Genomic DNA, 15,275 nt, shown 5'->3' on the forward strand with positions numbered 1-15,275 from the left:
GGGGGGCGCGTGCCGCCCATCCGCCATTAGGGAGCAGGGTTGTCTGAGTCGTCGGGACATGTAGTGATCGCCCCGGACAAGTTCAAGGGCTCGCTGACCGGTGCCGAGGTCGCCGCGCGGATCGCCGCGGGTCTCGGGCCCGGCGTCGCCACGGTCGCGCTGCCGGTGGCCGACGGCGGTGACGGCACCGTGGACGCGGTCGTGGCCTGCGGGTTCACCCGGGTCGAGGTCGAGGTCACCGGCCCCGTCGGTGAGCCGGTCCTCGCCTCCTATGCCTGGCGCGACGCCCTCGGGGAAGGAGATGTGGCCACCGCGGTCGTCGAGCTGGCCGAGGCGTCGGGGCTGCGGCGGTTGCCGGCCGCCGCGGGGCCGGTCGCCCCGGCGGCGGGCTCGCTCGCGCACGAGGGCGTCGAGACGGCACCCCTCACCGCGACCAGCCACGGTACCGGCGAGCTGATCGCCCACGCGGTACGGCGCGGGGCCCGGCGGATCGTGCTCGGTCTCGGCGGCAGCGCCTGCACCGACGGGGGTGCGGGCATGATGCGGGCGCTCGGCGTCCGCTTCCTGGACGCCGAAGGGCGGGAGCTCCCGTTCGGTGGAGCCGCCCTCGGCGACCTGGCGAAAATCGATAAATCCGGCCTTATCAAGATTGATGATGTCGAGTTCGTCGTCGCGGGCGACGTGGACAACCCGCTGCTCGGTCCGCACGGGGCCGCCGCCGTGTACGGGCCGCAGAAGGGCGCGAGCCCCGACGAGGTGAGGCTGCTCGACGCCGCCCTCGCCCGGCTGGCCGCCGTCGCCGCGCACACCCACGGCCTGGTCGGGGCCGCCGAGCACGACGGCGTCGTCCGTTCGATGGGCGTGGCCGGGCAGCCGGGCGCCGGCGCCGCCGGGGGAGTGGGCTTCGCCGCGCTGGCCTTCCTGGCCGCCGAGTTCCGGCCCGGCATCGAATACCTCCTCGACCTGCTCGGATTCCACGACAGCCTGGAGGGCGCGCGCCTCGTCGTCACCGGTGAGGGCTCGCTCGACGAGCAGACGCTGCGCGGCAAGGCGCCCGCGGGGGTCGCGAGCGCCGCGGCCAAGGCGGGAGTCCCCGTGGTCGTGGTCTGCGGGCGCCGGGCTCTCGGCGACGAGGAGCTGAGCGCGGCGGGCATCACGGCCGCCTACGCGCTCACCGACATCGAGCCCGACCCGGCCGTGTGCATGTCGCAGGCGGGCCCGCTGCTCGAACGGCTCGCGCGCACGGTCGCCGAGAGGCACCTTTGAGCGCCGTTCCGGCACCGTCCGGGCGTGGCGGGGGCGGGAAGGGGACGCGGGGCCGATGAGCGTGAGCGGGGTACGGGCGTCCAGGCCGGCGCGTTCCGCGGCGAGAAGCGGGCAGGAACGGAGAGGCGATGAGTGCGAGGGCTGAGGACGTGCTGGATCTGGTCATCCGGTCCCGCCGGGCCGTGCTGCCCGGGAAGGAGGGACCGGCGGCCGTCGCGGTAAGGGACGGGAAGGTCGTCGGGGTGCATGCCCACGACGCCGAGCTGAACGCCGCCGAGCAGGTCGACCTCGGCGGTGTCGCGCTGCTGCCGGGCCTCGTCGACACCCATGTGCACGTCAACGAGCCCGGCAGGACCCACTGGGAGGGGTTCGCCTCCGCCACCCGGGCCGCCGCGGCGGGCGGGGTGACCACCATCGTGGACATGCCGCTCAACTCGCTGCCGCCGACCGTGAACGCGGACGCCCTGGCGGTGAAGAGGAGCGCCGCGGACGGGCAGTGCGCGGTGGACGTCGCCTTCTGGGGCGGCGCGATCCCCGGCAACGTCGCGGACCTGAGGGCGCTGCACGAGGCGGGTGTGCGCGGGTTCAAGTGCTTCCTGTCCCCGTCGGGGGTGGAGGAGTTCCCGCCGCTGGACACGGACGGGCTGCGGGCGGCCATGGTGGAGATCGCCTCCTTTGACGGCCTGCTGGTCGTGCACGCGGAGGACCCCGCGCTGCTCGCGGACCCGGTGGGACCGCGGTACCCGGAGTTCCTCGACTCCCGCCCCGGGGAGGCCGAGCGCCGTGCCGTCGAGCGGGTCGCCGCGCTGGCCGCGGAGACCGGGGTGCGGGCGCACATCCTGCACGTGTCGTCCGCGCTCTGCCTGGAACCGCTGGCCAGGGCCAGGCAGGAGGGGATCAGGCTCACCGCGGAGACCTGCCCGCACTACCTCACGCTGGTGGCCGAGGAGGTGCCCGAGGGCGCCACCCAGTTCAAGTGCTGCCCGCCGATCCGTGCCTCGGCCAACCGCGACGAGCTCTGGCGCGGGCTCGCCGACGGGGTGCTCGGCTGTGTCGTCTCCGACCACTCGCCCTCCACCCCCGACCTGAAGGTGCCCGACTTCGCCGCCGCCTGGGGTGGTATCTCCTCCCTCCAGCTCGGCCTGACCGCGGTCTGGACCGAGGCGGCGCGGCGCGGGCACGGTCTGGGCGACGTCGTGCGCTGGATGGCCACCCGCCCGGCCGAACTGGCCGGGCTGCGCGGCAAGGGCGCCATCGTCGAGGGCGCCGACGCGGACCTGGTCGCCTTCGACGCCGACGCCGTCCAGACCGTGGACGTCGCCAGGCTGCACCACAGGAACCCGGTCACGCCCTATCACGGCAGGACGCTCACCGGTGTGGTCCGCACGACCTGGCTGCGCGGCCGGGCCGTGCGGAAGGACTTCAGGGGCGTCCTGCTTTAGCGCTCCCGCGGAACGATCCGGCGGCCAGGATTCCGCTCCTCGTGAGAAAGGTTCTCTCCTTGATCGAGTTCACCGCACTGCCCGACCTCGCCCTGCGCGCCCTCGGTGGGTCGGTGATCGCGGCCAACGACGAGTCCTTCGCGGAGAAGGAGAGTCTCATCAGGCCTGGGCGCCCCGGCTTCCGCCCGCACACCTTCGGCGCCAAGGGCCAGGTCTACGACGGCTGGGAGACCCGCAGGCGGCGCGAGCCCGGCCACGACTGGGCCCTGGTCAGGCTCGGCATGCCCGGGGTGGTCCGGGGTGTCGTGATCGACACCGCCTGGTTCAAGGGAAACTACCCGCCGCACGCCTCCGTCGAGGCGTGCGAGGCCGAGGGCTATCCGACGGTCGCCGAACTGGAGACGGCCGACTGGGTGGAGATCGTGCCCGTGAGCGACCTCAAGGGGGACGCCGAGCACTTCTTCGAGGTGTCCGGAGAGCGCCGCTACACCCATGTGCGGCTGAACATGTTCCCCGACGGGGGCATCGCCAGGCTGCGGGTGCACGGCGAGATCAGGCCCGACCTGTCGGTGTACGAGGGACTCGGCCTGGACCTGGCCGCGCTGGAGAACGGCGCGCTCGTCACCGCCTGCTCCAACGAGTTCTACTCCTCGCCCAACAACGCCATCTCCCCGGGCCTCGCCCGCCACCAGGCCGAGGGCTGGGAGACCGCCCGCCGCCGCGACGGCGGCAACGACTGGCTGGTCATCCGTCTGGCGGGGCCCGGGATCGTCAGGCTCGCCGAGATCGACACCACCAACCTGGTGTTCAACGCTCCCGCCGAGGTCTCCGTCACCGGCAGCGCGGACGGCGCCACCTGGTTCCCGCTGCTGCCCAGGACCCGCCTGCTGCCCGACACCCGGCACCGCTTCCGCATCACCGACGCGCCCGAGGCCGCGTACGCCAGGGTGGACATCCACCCCGACGGCGGTCTCGCCAGGATCCGCCTGCACGGCTTCCTGGCCGAGGGCTGAGCACCCGGAGGTTCGTCCCGTGCCCGGCTGCCGGTACCGGCCGGAGCACGGGGATCCGTCTCGCCGAGCCCGCCAGGCCCGGCCGTCAGTACCAGATGGTGACCTCGGTGCCGGCCGGGACCGTCTGGCCGCCCGGCGGGATCTGGGCCAGCACCCTGCCCTTGCCCAGGGTCCGCCTCAGCTTCACCGTGACCCCCGCGGCGCGCAGCTCGTCGCGCGCCGCCCTGAAGTCCTTGAACATGATGTTCGGGATCTGCACGACGTTGCCGCCGTCGCCGGGAGGCTGCTCGCCGTTGTTCTCCCAGGGCCAGTGCCACTCGCCGGCGCACTGCGAAAGGGTCAGCCGGACCACGGCGCCCTTGTCGACCTCGGCCTTGGGCTGGGGGTCCTGGGCGATGACCGTGCACGGCTGGGCGGCGTCGGTCTGCTCGACGAACTCGGGAGCGAATCCCGCCCCGCGCAGCACCCCGTCCGCCTGGTCGCGGGGCATGCCCATGACGTCCGGCATGAGCAGGCCCGCGCTCACCACCAGATCGACCTTGCTGCCCTCCTTGACCGGGTTTCCCACGGCGGGGACGGTCCGCATCACCTGGTCACGCGGCACGGTCTCGCTGGGCTGCCTCCTGACCTTGCCGACGACCAGTGAGGCCTCCGCCAGCCTGCTCCTGGCCTGGGGTTCGGTCATGCCCACCACGTTGGGCACCGCGACCCGCTTGGGGCCGGCCGAGGCGATCAGGATCAGCTTGCTCCCCGGCTCGGCCTCGGTGCCCGCCACGGGATCGGTGCGGAGCACGTTGCCCTTGGGCACCTTCTCGTCGTGCTCGGCCTCGCCCTCCTCGACGGTGAAGCCGCGCTGTCTGGCCTCGCTGGTGGCGACCGTGATGTTCTTGCCCACCAGGGTGGAGGGCACCACGATGGTGGTGTTCTGCGAGAACAGCCAGCCGGTCACCCCCACCGCGATCACCATGACCACGGCCAGCGCGAGCAGGAACCAGCGGGCGCCGGACATCTTGCGCGTCGTGGAAACGGGCGGTGGCTGGTCGCCCACCGGGCCGGTGGGCAACTCGACGCGGGGCTGGATCAGCGTGTGGTTGGCCGGTGCGGGCGGTGCGGACGGTGCGGACACGACGGTCTCGTGGGCGTGCGGCGGCCCGACGGGGACGGACGGCACCGGGCCGCTCTCCCTGGGCAGCATCCGGTGCGCGTCGACGGCGGCGACCAGCAGCGCGGTGGCGTCCGCGGGACGGTTCGCGGGATCGCGGGCCGTCGCCCTGGCCACCAGGGTGTCGAGCAGCGGGGAAGAGCCGGGGAGCAGCGCGGAGGGTACCGGCACCGTGTCGTGTACGTGCCGGTAGGCCACCGACATCGGGGTGTCGCCCTCGTACGGCTGGCGGCCGGTCAGGAGCTCGAACAGCATGATGCCGGCCGCGTAGACGTCGCTGCGGGCGTCGGCGGCCCCCGAGGTGACCTGCTCGGGGGACATGTAGCCGATGGTGCCGATCATGACGCCGGTGCGCGTCTGGTTGGTCGCCTCGATCGCGCGGGCCAGGCCGAAGTCCACCACCTTGACCCGGCCGTCGTCGGCGAGCAGCACGTTCTCCGGTTTGACGTCCCGGTGAACCAGGCCCGACTGGTGGGCGGCGCCCAGCGCGGCGAGCACCGGGATCATGACTTCCAGAGCCTCGCGGGCGGGCAGCCTGCCACGGTCGCGGAGCACGTCGCGCAGGGTCCGGCCCGGCACGTACTCCATCGAGAGGTAGACGTTGTCGCCATCCGTGCCCTGGTCGAAGACGTGCACCACGTTGGGGTGCGACAGGCTCGCCACCGACTTGGCCTCGCCGATGAACCGCCGTACGAAGGCGGGGTCCTCGGCGAGCGAGCGGTGCATCACCTTCACGGCGACAGTGCGGTCGAGCCGGATGTCCAGGGCCAGATAGACGGTCGCCATTCCGCCCCGGGCGATCCGGGACTCAACGCGGTAACGCCCGTCGAGGAGTTTCCCGACCAGGGGGTCCGTAAGCGTCGTGTCCACGTGGCCGAGTTTACGGGCGATTTGACGCCGACAGGGTCCCTGAATCCCAAACCGATGCCGAGACGTGGTCGTTTTCTATCGATGAAGAGGGGAGGAGGCCTCCGCGTAGCGACGCCGGGGTATCCGCCCGGCCAGGCGCGCCGCCCGGCCCGCCGCGACGGCCGAGCGCATGGCCTGCGCCATCAGCTCCGGACGCTGCGCCCGGGTGACCGCGGTGGCCAGCAGAACCGCGTCACAGCCCAGCTCCATGGCCAGTGCCGCGTCGCTGGCCGTGCCGATCCCCGCGTCCAGGATCACCGGCACGCTCGCGAACTCCACGATCAGCTCGATGTTGTGCGGGTTGCGGATGCCGAGGCCGGAACCGATGGGCGCCCCCAGCGGCATCACCGCCGCGCAGCCCGCCTGCTCCAGCCTGCGTGCCAGCACGGGGTCGTCGCCGATGTAGGGCAGCACCACGAACCCGTCGGCGACCAGCCGCTCGGCGGCGTCGAAGGTCTCGATGGGATCGGGCAGCAGGGTGCGCTCGTCGGCGATGACCTCAAGCTTCACCCAGTTCGTCTCCAGTGCCTCCCTGGCCAGCCTGGCGGTCAGCACGGCCTCCCCGGCGGTGAAGCAGCCCGCGGTGTTCGGCAGCACCCTGATGTCGCGCCGGCGCAGCACGTCGAGCACCGAGCCCCGCGCGGCCGGGTCGAGCCGCCGCATCGCGACGGTGGTCAGCTCGGTCCCCGAGGCGGCGAGCGCCGCATCCAGGATCTCCAGGGACGGGGCGCCCCCGGTGCCCATGATGAGACGGGAGGAGAACTTCTCGCCGCCGATGATCAGATCGTCCACCATGCCCCTCATCCTCCCTGAACCGCGGTGAGCACCTCGACCCTGTCGGCCTCCGCGAGCGGGGTGGCCTCCCAGGCGCCGCGCGAGACGACCTCGTCGTTCACCGCGACGGCCACCCCGCTCCGCATGCCGGTCAGCCGCTGCACGGCCTGCGCGACGGTCGCCCCGGCGGGCAACTCGTGCGCGGCGCCGTTGATGGTCACGTTCATGACAGCTCCTGCGGTGGGTGCTCCTGGAAGCGGAGGGGTGAGCAGATCGGGGAGAGCTCCGGGTCGGTCTCGCCCGAGCAGAGGTCGGCGGTGAGCGGGGCGAGCAGCACCCCGCCCCGGTGGTGCCCGGTGGCCATGTGCAGACCGGGCACGGTCGTGGGACCGATCAGCGGCAGGTTGTCCGGGGTGCCCGGGCGCAGTCCCGCGGCGACCTCGGCCACCTCCAGCTCGGTCACGCCGGGGACGAGCTCCCGCGCGTCGCGCAGCAACTCCCACAGCCCACCGGCGGTGACACGGGTGTCGAAGCCCATCTCCTCCTGCGTGGCGCCGAGGACGACCTCGCCGTCGCCGCGTGGCACCAGGTAGACGTTCGAGCCGTGCACGACCCCGCGCACGCATCGCCGCAGGATCGGCACGGGGGAGCGCAGCCGCATGATCTGGCCCTTGACCGGCCGCACCGGGGGCAGCGCCTCGGGCGGCATCCCCGGCAGGGAGCCCGACCAGGCGCCGGCGGCGAGGATCACCTGCTCGGCCCCGACGCTCTCGCCGGTCGCCAGCCGTACCCCGGTGACCGCTCCGGCGGCCGTGAGCAGCCCGGCCACGCGGGTGCGCACCAGGGTGCCGCCCGCCCGCTCCAGGGCGGTGAGGAGCGCGGTGGTGACCTTCCTGGGGTCCACCCAGGCGTCGCCGCCCGCCAGCAGGCCGCCGCGGACCGCGGGGGCCAGCATGGGTTCCAGGCGACGGCACTCGCGGCCGGTGAGCCGCTCGGCGGGCAACCCCAGCTTGGCGACGAAGGCGGCGAGATCGTCCAGCGCGGCCAGATCGTCCGAGCCGAAGGCGACGTCGAGGGTGCCGTCGGTGCGGTGGTCGAGGTCGTGCCCGCTCGCGTCCGCCAGTTCGGCGGCGAAGGCGGGCCAGCGTTCCAGGGAGGCCAGGCCCAGTCGCAGCAGCGGCTCCTCGGTGTAGGTGACCTCGCTGACCGGGGCCAGCATGCCCGCCGCCGCGTGCGAGGCGCCGGAGGCGGGCGCGGGGTCGGCCACCGCCACCCTCAGGCCCCGGCCGGCGGCACGCCAGGCCACCGACAGTCCGATCACCCCCCCGCCGACGACGAGGAGGTGGAAATGGTCCGCCATACGTACTCCGCTCCCTTCGCCGGCATGACCCGGATCAGGTTCGTGGCGGTCGAGGGCCCGCTCGCGGTCGCCTCCGGACCTCGCTCACCGGTGCCGTGCGGATCCGTTCCTCGCACACCACCTGGCTCGCGCCGGGTCCTTCGTCGCTCCGCGGCCCTCCTCTCAGCCCGGTGCGTTCCGGGCTCCCGCGCGTCTTCCCCCCCAACCCTAAGGGGTCCGGCAACACGCTTAGAGCGTTAGATGTGAGGTAAATACCGTTTTCGTTATCAACGACCGTTGGTAGGAGTACGGTGCTGACGCTTATGGTCGGGAAGTGTGAATCATGTCGTGGTGGTAGGCGCCGGTCTGGCCGGCGTACGCAGCGTCGAGGCGTTACGGGCCCGCGGGTTCGGCGGCAGGATCACGCTGATCGGGGAGGAGCGGCACAGACCGTACGACCGTCCGCCCCTGTCCAAGGGGGTGCTGCTCGGCGAGACCGACTCCACCGTCGTCGACTCCGACCTCGACGCGCTTGAGGTCGACTTTCGCGCGGGCGTCTCCGCCAAGGGGCTCCACCCCGGCGTGGTCGAGACCACCGAGGGCGAACTGGCCTACGAGGGCCTGGTCATCGCCACCGGCGCGCGCCCGATCCGGCTGCGCGGGGACGGCTCACAGCACGTGGTGCGCACCATCGACGACGCGCTCCGGCTGCGTTCCCTGCTCGGCAGGGGGACGAGGGTCGCCGTGATCGGCGCGGGCTGGATCGGCGCCGAGGTGGCCACCGCCGCCCGCAGGGCGGGCTGCGCCGTGACCGTGATCGAGGCCGCCGACGTCCCGCTGTCCGCCGCGCTCGGCCAGGTCGGCGCGTACACCGCCGCCTGGTACGCGGAGGCCGGCGTCGACCTGCGCCTGGGCACCATGGTCGCCTCGGTCGACCAGGGGGGGCTCACCCTGGCCGACGGCTCCGCGGTCGAGGCCGACGTGGTCGTCACGGGCGTCGGCGTGCGGCCCGCGACCGAGTGGCTGGTCGGCTCCGGCATCCGGCTCGACAACGGCGTGGTCACCGACGAGCATCTGCGCACCTCGCTGCCCGGAGTGGTCGCCGTGGGCGACTGCGCGGCCTGGTGGTCGCGCCGCTACGGCGTGCGCCTCCGCGTCGAGCACTGGGACACCGCCCTGGGCGCCCCGGACGTGGCCGCGGCCACGCTCGTCGGCGACGTCGCCGTCTACGATCCGGTCCCCTACTTCTGGTCCGAGCAGTTCGGCCACATGGTCCAGTACGCCGGGTACCACGACGGCGCCCGCCTGATCCGGCGCGGCGACCCGGAGGCCGAGGGAAACACCAGGTGGGCGGTGTGCTGGGTGACCGAGGACGACCGGCTCGCCGCGGTCCTCTCGGTCAACCGCCCCCGCGACCTCGTCCAGGGGCGCCGCCTCATCGAGGGCGGACGGCGCCTCGACGTCAATCGCCTCGCCGACCCTGCGATAGCGTTGCGCGACTGTACGGTGGCGTAACCTCGCCGCCAGGTGTTTGGCGAAGGGCTCGATGTGGTAGTGGTGGATTCGTGACGCTTTCTGTTGCGCAGATCGACCGGGAGACCGACCAGTTGGTGGGCGAGTGGCTCACCCTGACCGAGGTTGCCAGAAGGCTCAACCTGAGCGCCGGTCGCGCCAAGCAACTTCTCAAGGACCGCAAGCTCATCGGAGTGCGCAGGGGCGGTGGCGAGCCACAGGTCCCCGCGGCCTTCCTCGCCGGCGCGGACGTCGTCAAGGGGCTGCCGGGCACTCTCACGGTGCTCCTCGACGCCGGATACGACGACGTCGAGTCGCTCCGCTGGCTTTTCACCCCCGACGACACGCTGCCGGGCTCGCCGGTCGACGCGATCGTGGCGGGCCGCCACACGGAAGTGAAGAGACGTGCCCAAGCCCTCGGTTTCTGACGCCCGTCTGTATCTGTGCACCGACGGACGGCGTGACCGGGGAGATCTCGCGGACTTCCTCGACGCCGCCCTGGCGGGCGGGGTCGACATCGTGCAGCTACGCGAGAAGGGTCTTGAGGCGCGCGAGGAGCTCGACCTCCTCGCCGTCTTCCGTGCGGCCTGCGACCGGCATGGCAAGCTCCTGGCCGTGAACGACAGGGCCGACATCGCCTACGCGATCCGCCCCGACGTGCTCCACCTCGGCCAGGGCGATCTGCCGGTGCCGATCGTGCGCGACATGCTCGGCGACGACATCCTCATCGGGCGTTCCACTCACGCCCCCGAGGAGGCGTCCGCCGCGGCGGTCGAGCCCGGCGTCGACTACTTCTGCTGTGGCCCGATCTGGCCGACGCCCACCAAGCCCGGCAGGCACGCTCCGGGCCCCGGCCTGCTCAGGCATGCCGCGGCCCTGGAGACCGAACGGCCCTGGTTCGGCATCGGCGGCATCGACCTCACCAACCTGGACGAGGTCGTCTCCCATGGGGTGCGCCGGGTCGTGGTGGTGCGGGCGATCACCGAGGCCGACGATCCCAAGGCGGCGGCGGAGGAGTTCAAGCGGAGGCTGGCGGCCTCCGTCTGAAGTCCTTCCGCCCGGCGGGAGCGTGTCTTCGGCTGGGCGGACGGGACGCCGAGCACGGCGCCGGCCCGTGCACCGGACCGGTGCGCGCCGGCCCGTGCACGGGTCAGGTGCACGGGTCAGGTGCGTCGGGAGGTGGCGGCCACCGCGAGGTCGGCCAGGGCCGCCCGGGCGTCGGGGCGGATCGGGGCGCCCTCCAGCGAACCGAGGGCGTTCTCCAGGTACTCCTTGATCAGGTCCTCACACGCCACGAGAGCCCCCGTCTCCTCGATGATCCGGCGCAGCCGGTCCACCCCGGCCTCGTCCAGATCCGGGTCGCCGAGCGTGGCGCGTACCACCTGTGCCTGGGAGGCCGAGGCGGCGGCGAGCGTGCGGGCGATGAGCATCGTCCGCTTGCCCTCGCGAAGATCGTCGCCGGCCGGTTTACCGGTCTCGTCCGGGTCGCCGAACACGCCGAGGATGTCGTCGCGAAGCTGGAAGGCGATGCCCACGGACCGCCCGTACTCCTCGCAGAGCCGGTCGATCCAGGGTTCCCTGCCCTGGGCGGCCAGCACCAGCCCGAGCCGGAGCGGCTGTTCCACGGAGTACTTGCCGCTCTTGAAGAGGGCGACCCGCAGCGCGCTGTCGAAGGTGCCCTCGCCGTGCGCCTGCTCCAGCAGGTCGAGATACTGGCCGCACATCAGTTCGGTGCGCATGTCGTCGTGCACCTTCTGCGCCGCCGCCAGTGAGGCGGCCGGCAGACCGCTGTTGCGCCACATCTCACCGGACCAGATGAGCATCAGGTTGCCCAGCAGAATGGCCGCACCCTCGCCGAACTGCTCGGCGGAGCCGTGCCAGCCCGCCTTTCTGTGCAGTTCCTCGAACCTGCGGTGTGCCGAGGGCATGCCCCGGCGCAGGTCGCTGGCGTCCATCACGTCATCGTGCACCAGGGCGCTTGCCTGGAGCAGCTCAAGGGAGGCGGCCGCGGAGAAGAGCGCGGGGTCGTCGCCTCCGCCCGCACCATGCCAGCCCCAGTAGCAGAAGGCGGGGCGCAGCCGCTTGCCGCCCGCGAGGAAGTCCTCGGCAGCGGAGACAAGAGGGGCCAGCTCTGGAGCACTGACCTGCGGACGCTGCTGTTCGACGAACCGCCGGAGAGCATGGTCCACCTCGGACCGGATCATGTCCAGCGCGGTTGCAGAAGTGATCATCGAATACCTCCGGTATGGGGACCCCGGGCTTCAGCTCTGGGGAGGAAACGCGGTGCGGTGCCGCACGCCCTGGCACCGTGTCCGGCGGTGATGACACCCCGACCACCGTACGCATGGTCGACACGGGCCTTCCCGCCGGGGCGGCGGAGCGGCGGAACGGTTGCGGGGCCGGTGTGAGACACGACACCTCCGGGTTTCTCGCGACTGGTCATGAGTCAGGAAACCCAATCTATGAAAGTTGGGATCCCCCGGCTTCGGCGGCAGGAGGAGGTCAAGTAATGAGATTAACGGTCCAAGGGGATATTTCGATCTAGAAGAACGGTTGTTTCGCGTGGAGATCGTCCTGTAGGCGGCCGTGATCTGATCGGGCATCCGGGCGGCCGGGCCAGTATCCTTGCCCCATGGCTCTGGGTCGCCCGTCCGTTCTTCCAGATCGTGTCGCCACCGTCCGCGAACTCCTCGCCGCCGGTGCCCACTCGTTCTCCTTCGAGTTCTCCCCTCCGAAGACCGACGAGGGAGAGCGCCACCTCTGGCGTGCCGTCCGCGAGCTGGAGGCGCTGCACCCCACCTTCGTCTCCGTCACCTACGGTGCCGGAGGCAGCACCCGCGACCGCACCGTCGACATCGTCGAGCGGATCGCCCACGAGACCACGCTGACCCCGGTCGCCCACTTCACGGCCGTCAACCACTCCATCCGCGAGCTGCGCCACCTGGTCGGCCGGTTCGCCGGGGCGGGCGTCCGCAACATCCTCGCCGTGCGGGGCGACCCGCCGGGCGACGTGACGGGCGAGTGGGTGCGCCACCCCGAGGGCGTCCTGTACGCCGAGGAACTGGTCAGGCTCATCCGCCAGTCCGGCGACTTCTGCGTGGGCGTGGCCGCCTTCCCCTACAAGCACCCCAGGTCGCGCTCGATCGAATCCGACACCGAGTACTTCGTACGCAAGTGCCGGGCGGGCGCCGACTACGCGATCACCCAGATGTTCTTCCGCGCGGACGACTACCTGCGGCTCCGTGACCGGGTGGCGGCCAGCGGTTGTGACACGCCGATCATCCCCGGCATCATGCCCGTCACGCAGATGAGCACCATCGCCAGGTCGGAGCAGCTCTCCGGCGCGCCGTTCCCGCCCGAGGTGGCCGAGAGGTTCGCGGCCGTCGCCGACGATCCGGCCGCCGTGCGCAGCCTGGGCATCGAGCTGGCCGCCGAGCTCTGCCAGACCCTGCTCGACGAGGGCGCGCCCGGCATCCACTTCATCACCTTCAACCGCTCCAGCGCGACCCGCGAGGTCTTCCAGGCGCTCGACCACACGCCGAGGGCCCCTTCGCTGGGGGGCTGAGCGAGAGGGTCTCCCGCCGGCGGCTCAGCCGTCCAGCGGGAGGACCGCCCCGAGGATCGCGTAGCGCTCGTGCCCGCCGGGGAAGACGAACTGCGTGAGCAGGTCCACGAAGCCGATGCTCCGGTAGAGGTGCCGGGCCGCGGTGGGCCGGTCGCGGGTGGACAGCACGGCGGTGCGCTCCAGGCGGCCCGCGCAGATGCCCATGATCATCGACCGTCCGATGCCCTTGCCCTGGTAGTCGGGGTGGACGTGGATCTCGGCGAGCTCCAGCGCGTCGCCCAGCCAGCCGCGGGCGCTGCCCTCGCCGTGCTTCTCGGCGAGGGCCCGCCGGACCACGTCGTGCCACCACTGGCCGGAAACCCCGTGGAAACCGTAGGCGATCCCCACCGGGGTGCCGTCGGAGAGTTCGGCGAACAGGCAGGTGAAGGCCGGGTTGGTGGCGTGGTTTCCCATGATCGCCTTACGGCCGGCGATCTGGTCGGCGGGCGGGTTCATCGCCTTGGTGTAGACGTCAAGGACCGCGTCCAACCGGAGCGTGAACTCGTCGGGGCCGATCCGTCGCAGTCCGATCACGCGTCGCACCCTAGCAGGGAGGACATGACGCGGGTCAGCGCCGGTGGCGGGAGCGCCGTGCCGTGCTCACCGCCGGATCGCGGTCATTCGACCTCGACGGGGACCCCGCCGGTGATGCGGACGAGCTCGTCGAAGGAGGTCGGGAAGACGGTGTGCGGGTGGCCGGCGGCGGCCCAGACGACGTCGTACTTGTCCAGCCAGGTGTCGACCAGCGTCCGGACCGGGGCGGGATGGCCGATCGGGGCGACGCCGCCGATGACCTGGCCGGTGGCCGCCCGCACGAAGGCGGGATCGGCGCGCTTCACCTTCGCCACACCGGCCGTCCTGGCGATCAGGTCGGTGTCGACCCGGTGGGCACCGCTGGTCAGAACCAGGAGCGGCTCGCCGTCGGCGTCGAATATCAGGCTGTTGGCGATGGCGCCGACCTCGCAGCCGAGCTGCGCGGCGGCGCTGGCGGCGGTCGGGGTGGCCTCGGCGAAGGTGACGATCTCGCCGGGGACGGCGTGCTCACGGAGCACGGCGGCGACTTTCTCAACGTTCGGATGCAACTTTTCTGGCACCTGGCCACTCTAAACGGGTTGACCGTTGATTTCCGCTTCATAACCGGTCACTTGCACGGGGAACCCGTGCGCTATGGTCCCTTGACCTGATCCATAGTGATATGAGGAGTTGATGGAAAGTGGGGGTTGGACAGCGGCTGGGAGCGGCCGCGCTGATGACGGCGGGGGCCGTGCTCCTCTCTTCCGCGGGCGTCACCCTTTCCGCGGGCGTCGCCGAGGCCCGGGCCGCGGTCTCGGCCGCGCCGGCCGTCGCGACGAGGACCGAGGCGTCCCGGTTCGTCGCACCGGGCAAGACGCTCAGGCTCGGCGCGAAGGGCGCCACGGTGAAGGTGCTCCAGGAGAGGCTGGCCGAGCTCGGCTACGCCCCGGGCAGGATCGACGGCCGCTACGGCGGTGCGACCCTGACCGCGATCTGGGCCTTCCAGAAGGTCAACGGCATCTCGCCGACCAGCACCGTGGCGCGCAGGACCTGGCAGGCCCTGGAGAGTCCGCTGGCGCCGAAGGTGCTCGTCCCCGGGGGTAAGCCGACCCGGGTGGAGGTGAACCTCACCACCCAGGTGATGGTCCTCTACGTCAACGGCGCGGTGCGGCTGATCAGCCACACCTCCTCGGGCAGTGGGATCGCCTACTGCGAGACGGCCACCTGGGAGGGCAAGACCCAGCGGTTCTGCGGCGACGCCCGCACGCCGACGGGCGACTACAAGACCACCTGGCGCAGGGACGGCTGGCACAAGTCCTACCTGGGCCAGCTCTACAACCCGATCTTCTTCAACGGCGGCATCGCCTTCCACGGCGCGCTGTCGGTGCCGCTGGCACCCGCCTCCCACGGCTGTGTCCGGCTGCCGATGCACGTGGCGGAGGTCCTTCCCGGTCTGCTCGGCACCGGGGTGCCGGTGCATGTCCGAGGCAGGTTCGCCCGGTAGCGCGGCGGAGCGGGCGAGCCTGCGGGCGGATCGGCGCTCGGCGAGCGGAGGCCCCGGGAGACGGAGATCTCCCGGGGCCTCCGTCATATCAGAAGATCGAACTTTTGTTCGCCGTTTTACTTGACAGTATTAGTGGTCGAATTTATGTTCGATGTAATGACGCGGGGCTCGCAGCCCGTGTCCAGGGTGGCCGGCCGGATCCACGTCGTCGGAGGAGACGATCGGGCCCAGGTCGGG

15 protein-coding genes are annotated in these 15,275 nt (G+C 71.9%); 8 read left to right on the forward strand and 7 right to left on the reverse strand.

Translation table 11 applies throughout. The features are described from left to right. The first annotated feature begins 39 nt into the window (after positions 1-39). The 3 genes from ABT061_RS30410 to alc all read left to right on the forward strand — a co-directional run bounded on the left by ABT061_RS30410 (position 40) and on the right by alc (position 3,721). On the forward strand, positions 40-1,266 hold the full coding sequence (locus ABT061_RS30410) for a glycerate kinase (protein WP_350924393.1): 1,227 nt from the start codon (positions 40-42) through the stop codon (positions 1,264-1,266). 128 nt (positions 1,267-1,394) lie between these two features. Further along, positions 1,395-2,708, forward strand: a complete 1,314-nt coding sequence (gene allB / locus ABT061_RS30415) for an allantoinase AllB (RefSeq protein WP_350924395.1) — start codon at positions 1,395-1,397, stop codon at positions 2,706-2,708. A gap of 59 nt (positions 2,709-2,767) precedes the next feature. Further along, complete coding sequence (gene alc, locus ABT061_RS30420) at positions 2,768-3,721, forward strand: allantoicase (RefSeq protein WP_350924397.1); 954 nt, start codon at positions 2,768-2,770, stop codon at positions 3,719-3,721. A gap of 85 nt (positions 3,722-3,806) precedes the next feature. Here alc and pknB read toward each other — a convergent pair whose 3' ends face one another. From pknB to thiO, 4 genes are all read right to left on the reverse strand, one after another. Then, the gene (gene pknB, locus ABT061_RS30425; RefSeq protein WP_350924399.1) at positions 3,807-5,753 is read right to left on the reverse strand and encodes a Stk1 family PASTA domain-containing Ser/Thr kinase; all 1,947 of its coding nucleotides are present in this window, start codon (positions 5,751-5,753) and stop codon (positions 3,807-3,809) included. 75 nt (positions 5,754-5,828) lie between these two features. Then, on the reverse strand, positions 5,829-6,587 hold the full coding sequence (locus ABT061_RS30430) for a thiazole synthase (protein ID WP_343979663.1): 759 nt from the start codon (positions 6,585-6,587) through the stop codon (positions 5,829-5,831). 5 nt (positions 6,588-6,592) lie between these two features. After that, entirely contained in the window at positions 6,593-6,793 is a 201-nt protein-coding gene (thiS, locus tag ABT061_RS30435) for a sulfur carrier protein ThiS (RefSeq protein WP_350924401.1), read from the reverse strand. Next, complete coding sequence (gene thiO / locus ABT061_RS30440) at positions 6,790-7,926, reverse strand: glycine oxidase ThiO (RefSeq protein ID WP_350924403.1); 1,137 nt, start codon at positions 7,924-7,926, stop codon at positions 6,790-6,792. The genes thiS and thiO overlap by 4 nt, the downstream gene beginning before the upstream one ends. A 315-nt stretch (positions 7,927-8,241) precedes the next feature. On the opposite strand from thiO, the gene ABT061_RS30445 reads away from it, so the two are divergent. Genes ABT061_RS30445 through thiE form a run of 3 tightly spaced genes read left to right on the forward strand, consistent with a single transcriptional unit; the run spans position 8,242 to position 10,464 of the window. Then, complete coding sequence (locus tag ABT061_RS30445) at positions 8,242-9,420, forward strand: NAD(P)/FAD-dependent oxidoreductase (RefSeq protein ID WP_350924405.1); 1,179 nt, start codon at positions 8,242-8,244, stop codon at positions 9,418-9,420. A 50-nt stretch (positions 9,421-9,470) separates the two neighbouring features. Then, on the forward strand, positions 9,471-9,845 hold the full coding sequence (locus ABT061_RS30450) for an Rv2175c family DNA-binding protein (RefSeq protein ID WP_326638209.1): 375 nt from the start codon (positions 9,471-9,473) through the stop codon (positions 9,843-9,845). Beyond that, on the forward strand, positions 9,823-10,464 hold the full coding sequence (gene thiE / locus ABT061_RS30455) for a thiamine phosphate synthase (RefSeq protein WP_350924408.1): 642 nt from the start codon (positions 9,823-9,825) through the stop codon (positions 10,462-10,464). The genes ABT061_RS30450 and thiE overlap by 23 nt, the downstream gene beginning before the upstream one ends. Before the next feature lie 116 nt (positions 10,465-10,580). On the opposite strand, the gene ABT061_RS30460 is transcribed toward thiE, so the two are convergent. Continuing rightward, complete coding sequence (locus ABT061_RS30460; RefSeq protein ID WP_350924410.1) at positions 10,581-11,648, reverse strand: polyprenyl synthetase family protein; 1,068 nt, start codon at positions 11,646-11,648, stop codon at positions 10,581-10,583. Between the two features lie 401 nt (positions 11,649-12,049). Between ABT061_RS30460 and metF the strand changes: the two genes are divergently transcribed. Next, a complete protein-coding gene (gene metF, locus ABT061_RS30465; protein WP_350924412.1) occupies positions 12,050-12,982 on the forward strand; it encodes a methylenetetrahydrofolate reductase [NAD(P)H] in 933 nt (310 codons plus the stop codon). Positions 12,983-13,006: 24 nt separating this feature from the next. On the opposite strand, the gene ABT061_RS30470 is transcribed toward metF, so the two are convergent. After that, entirely contained in the window at positions 13,007-13,555 is a 549-nt protein-coding gene (locus ABT061_RS30470; RefSeq protein ID WP_350924414.1) for a GNAT family N-acetyltransferase, read from the reverse strand. 83 nt (positions 13,556-13,638) lie between these two features. Then, the gene (locus ABT061_RS30475; RefSeq protein ID WP_502991503.1) at positions 13,639-14,115 is read right to left on the reverse strand and encodes a YbaK/EbsC family protein; all 477 of its coding nucleotides are present in this window, start codon (positions 14,113-14,115) and stop codon (positions 13,639-13,641) included. A gap of 119 nt (positions 14,116-14,234) precedes the next feature. Between ABT061_RS30475 and ABT061_RS30480 the strand changes: the two genes are divergently transcribed. After that, positions 14,235-15,038 (forward strand): L,D-transpeptidase family protein, encoded by an 804-nt coding sequence (locus tag ABT061_RS30480; RefSeq protein WP_350924416.1) that lies wholly within the window; start codon positions 14,235-14,237, stop codon positions 15,036-15,038. Positions 15,039-15,275: the final 237 nt, after the last annotated feature.

The sequence above is a fragment of the Streptosporangium sp. NPDC002544 genome (genome assembly GCF_040295965.1).
Classification (GTDB): Bacteria; Actinomycetota; Actinomycetes; order Streptosporangiales; family Streptosporangiaceae; genus Streptosporangium.

Bases quoted from the DNA above. Each gene is read 5' to 3' on its own strand.
- thiS (WP_350924401.1), bottom strand. From the start codon at position 6,793: ATGAACGTGACCATCAACGGCGCCGCGCACGAGTTGCCCGCCGGGGCG.
- ABT061_RS30430 (WP_343979663.1), bottom strand. From the start codon at position 6,587: ATGGTGGACGATCTGATCATCGGCGGCGAGAAGTTCTCCTCCCGTCTC.
- ABT061_RS30460 (WP_350924410.1), bottom strand. From the start codon at position 11,648: ATGATCACTTCTGCAACCGCGCTGGACATGATCCGGTCCGAGGTGGAC.
- allB (WP_350924395.1), top strand. From the start codon at position 1,395: ATGAGTGCGAGGGCTGAGGACGTGCTGGATCTGGTCATCCGGTCCCGC.
- metF (WP_350924412.1), top strand. From the start codon at position 12,050: ATGGCTCTGGGTCGCCCGTCCGTTCTTCCAGATCGTGTCGCCACCGTC.
- thiO (WP_350924403.1), bottom strand. From the start codon at position 7,926: ATGGCGGACCATTTCCACCTCCTCGTCGTCGGCGGGGGGGTGATCGGA.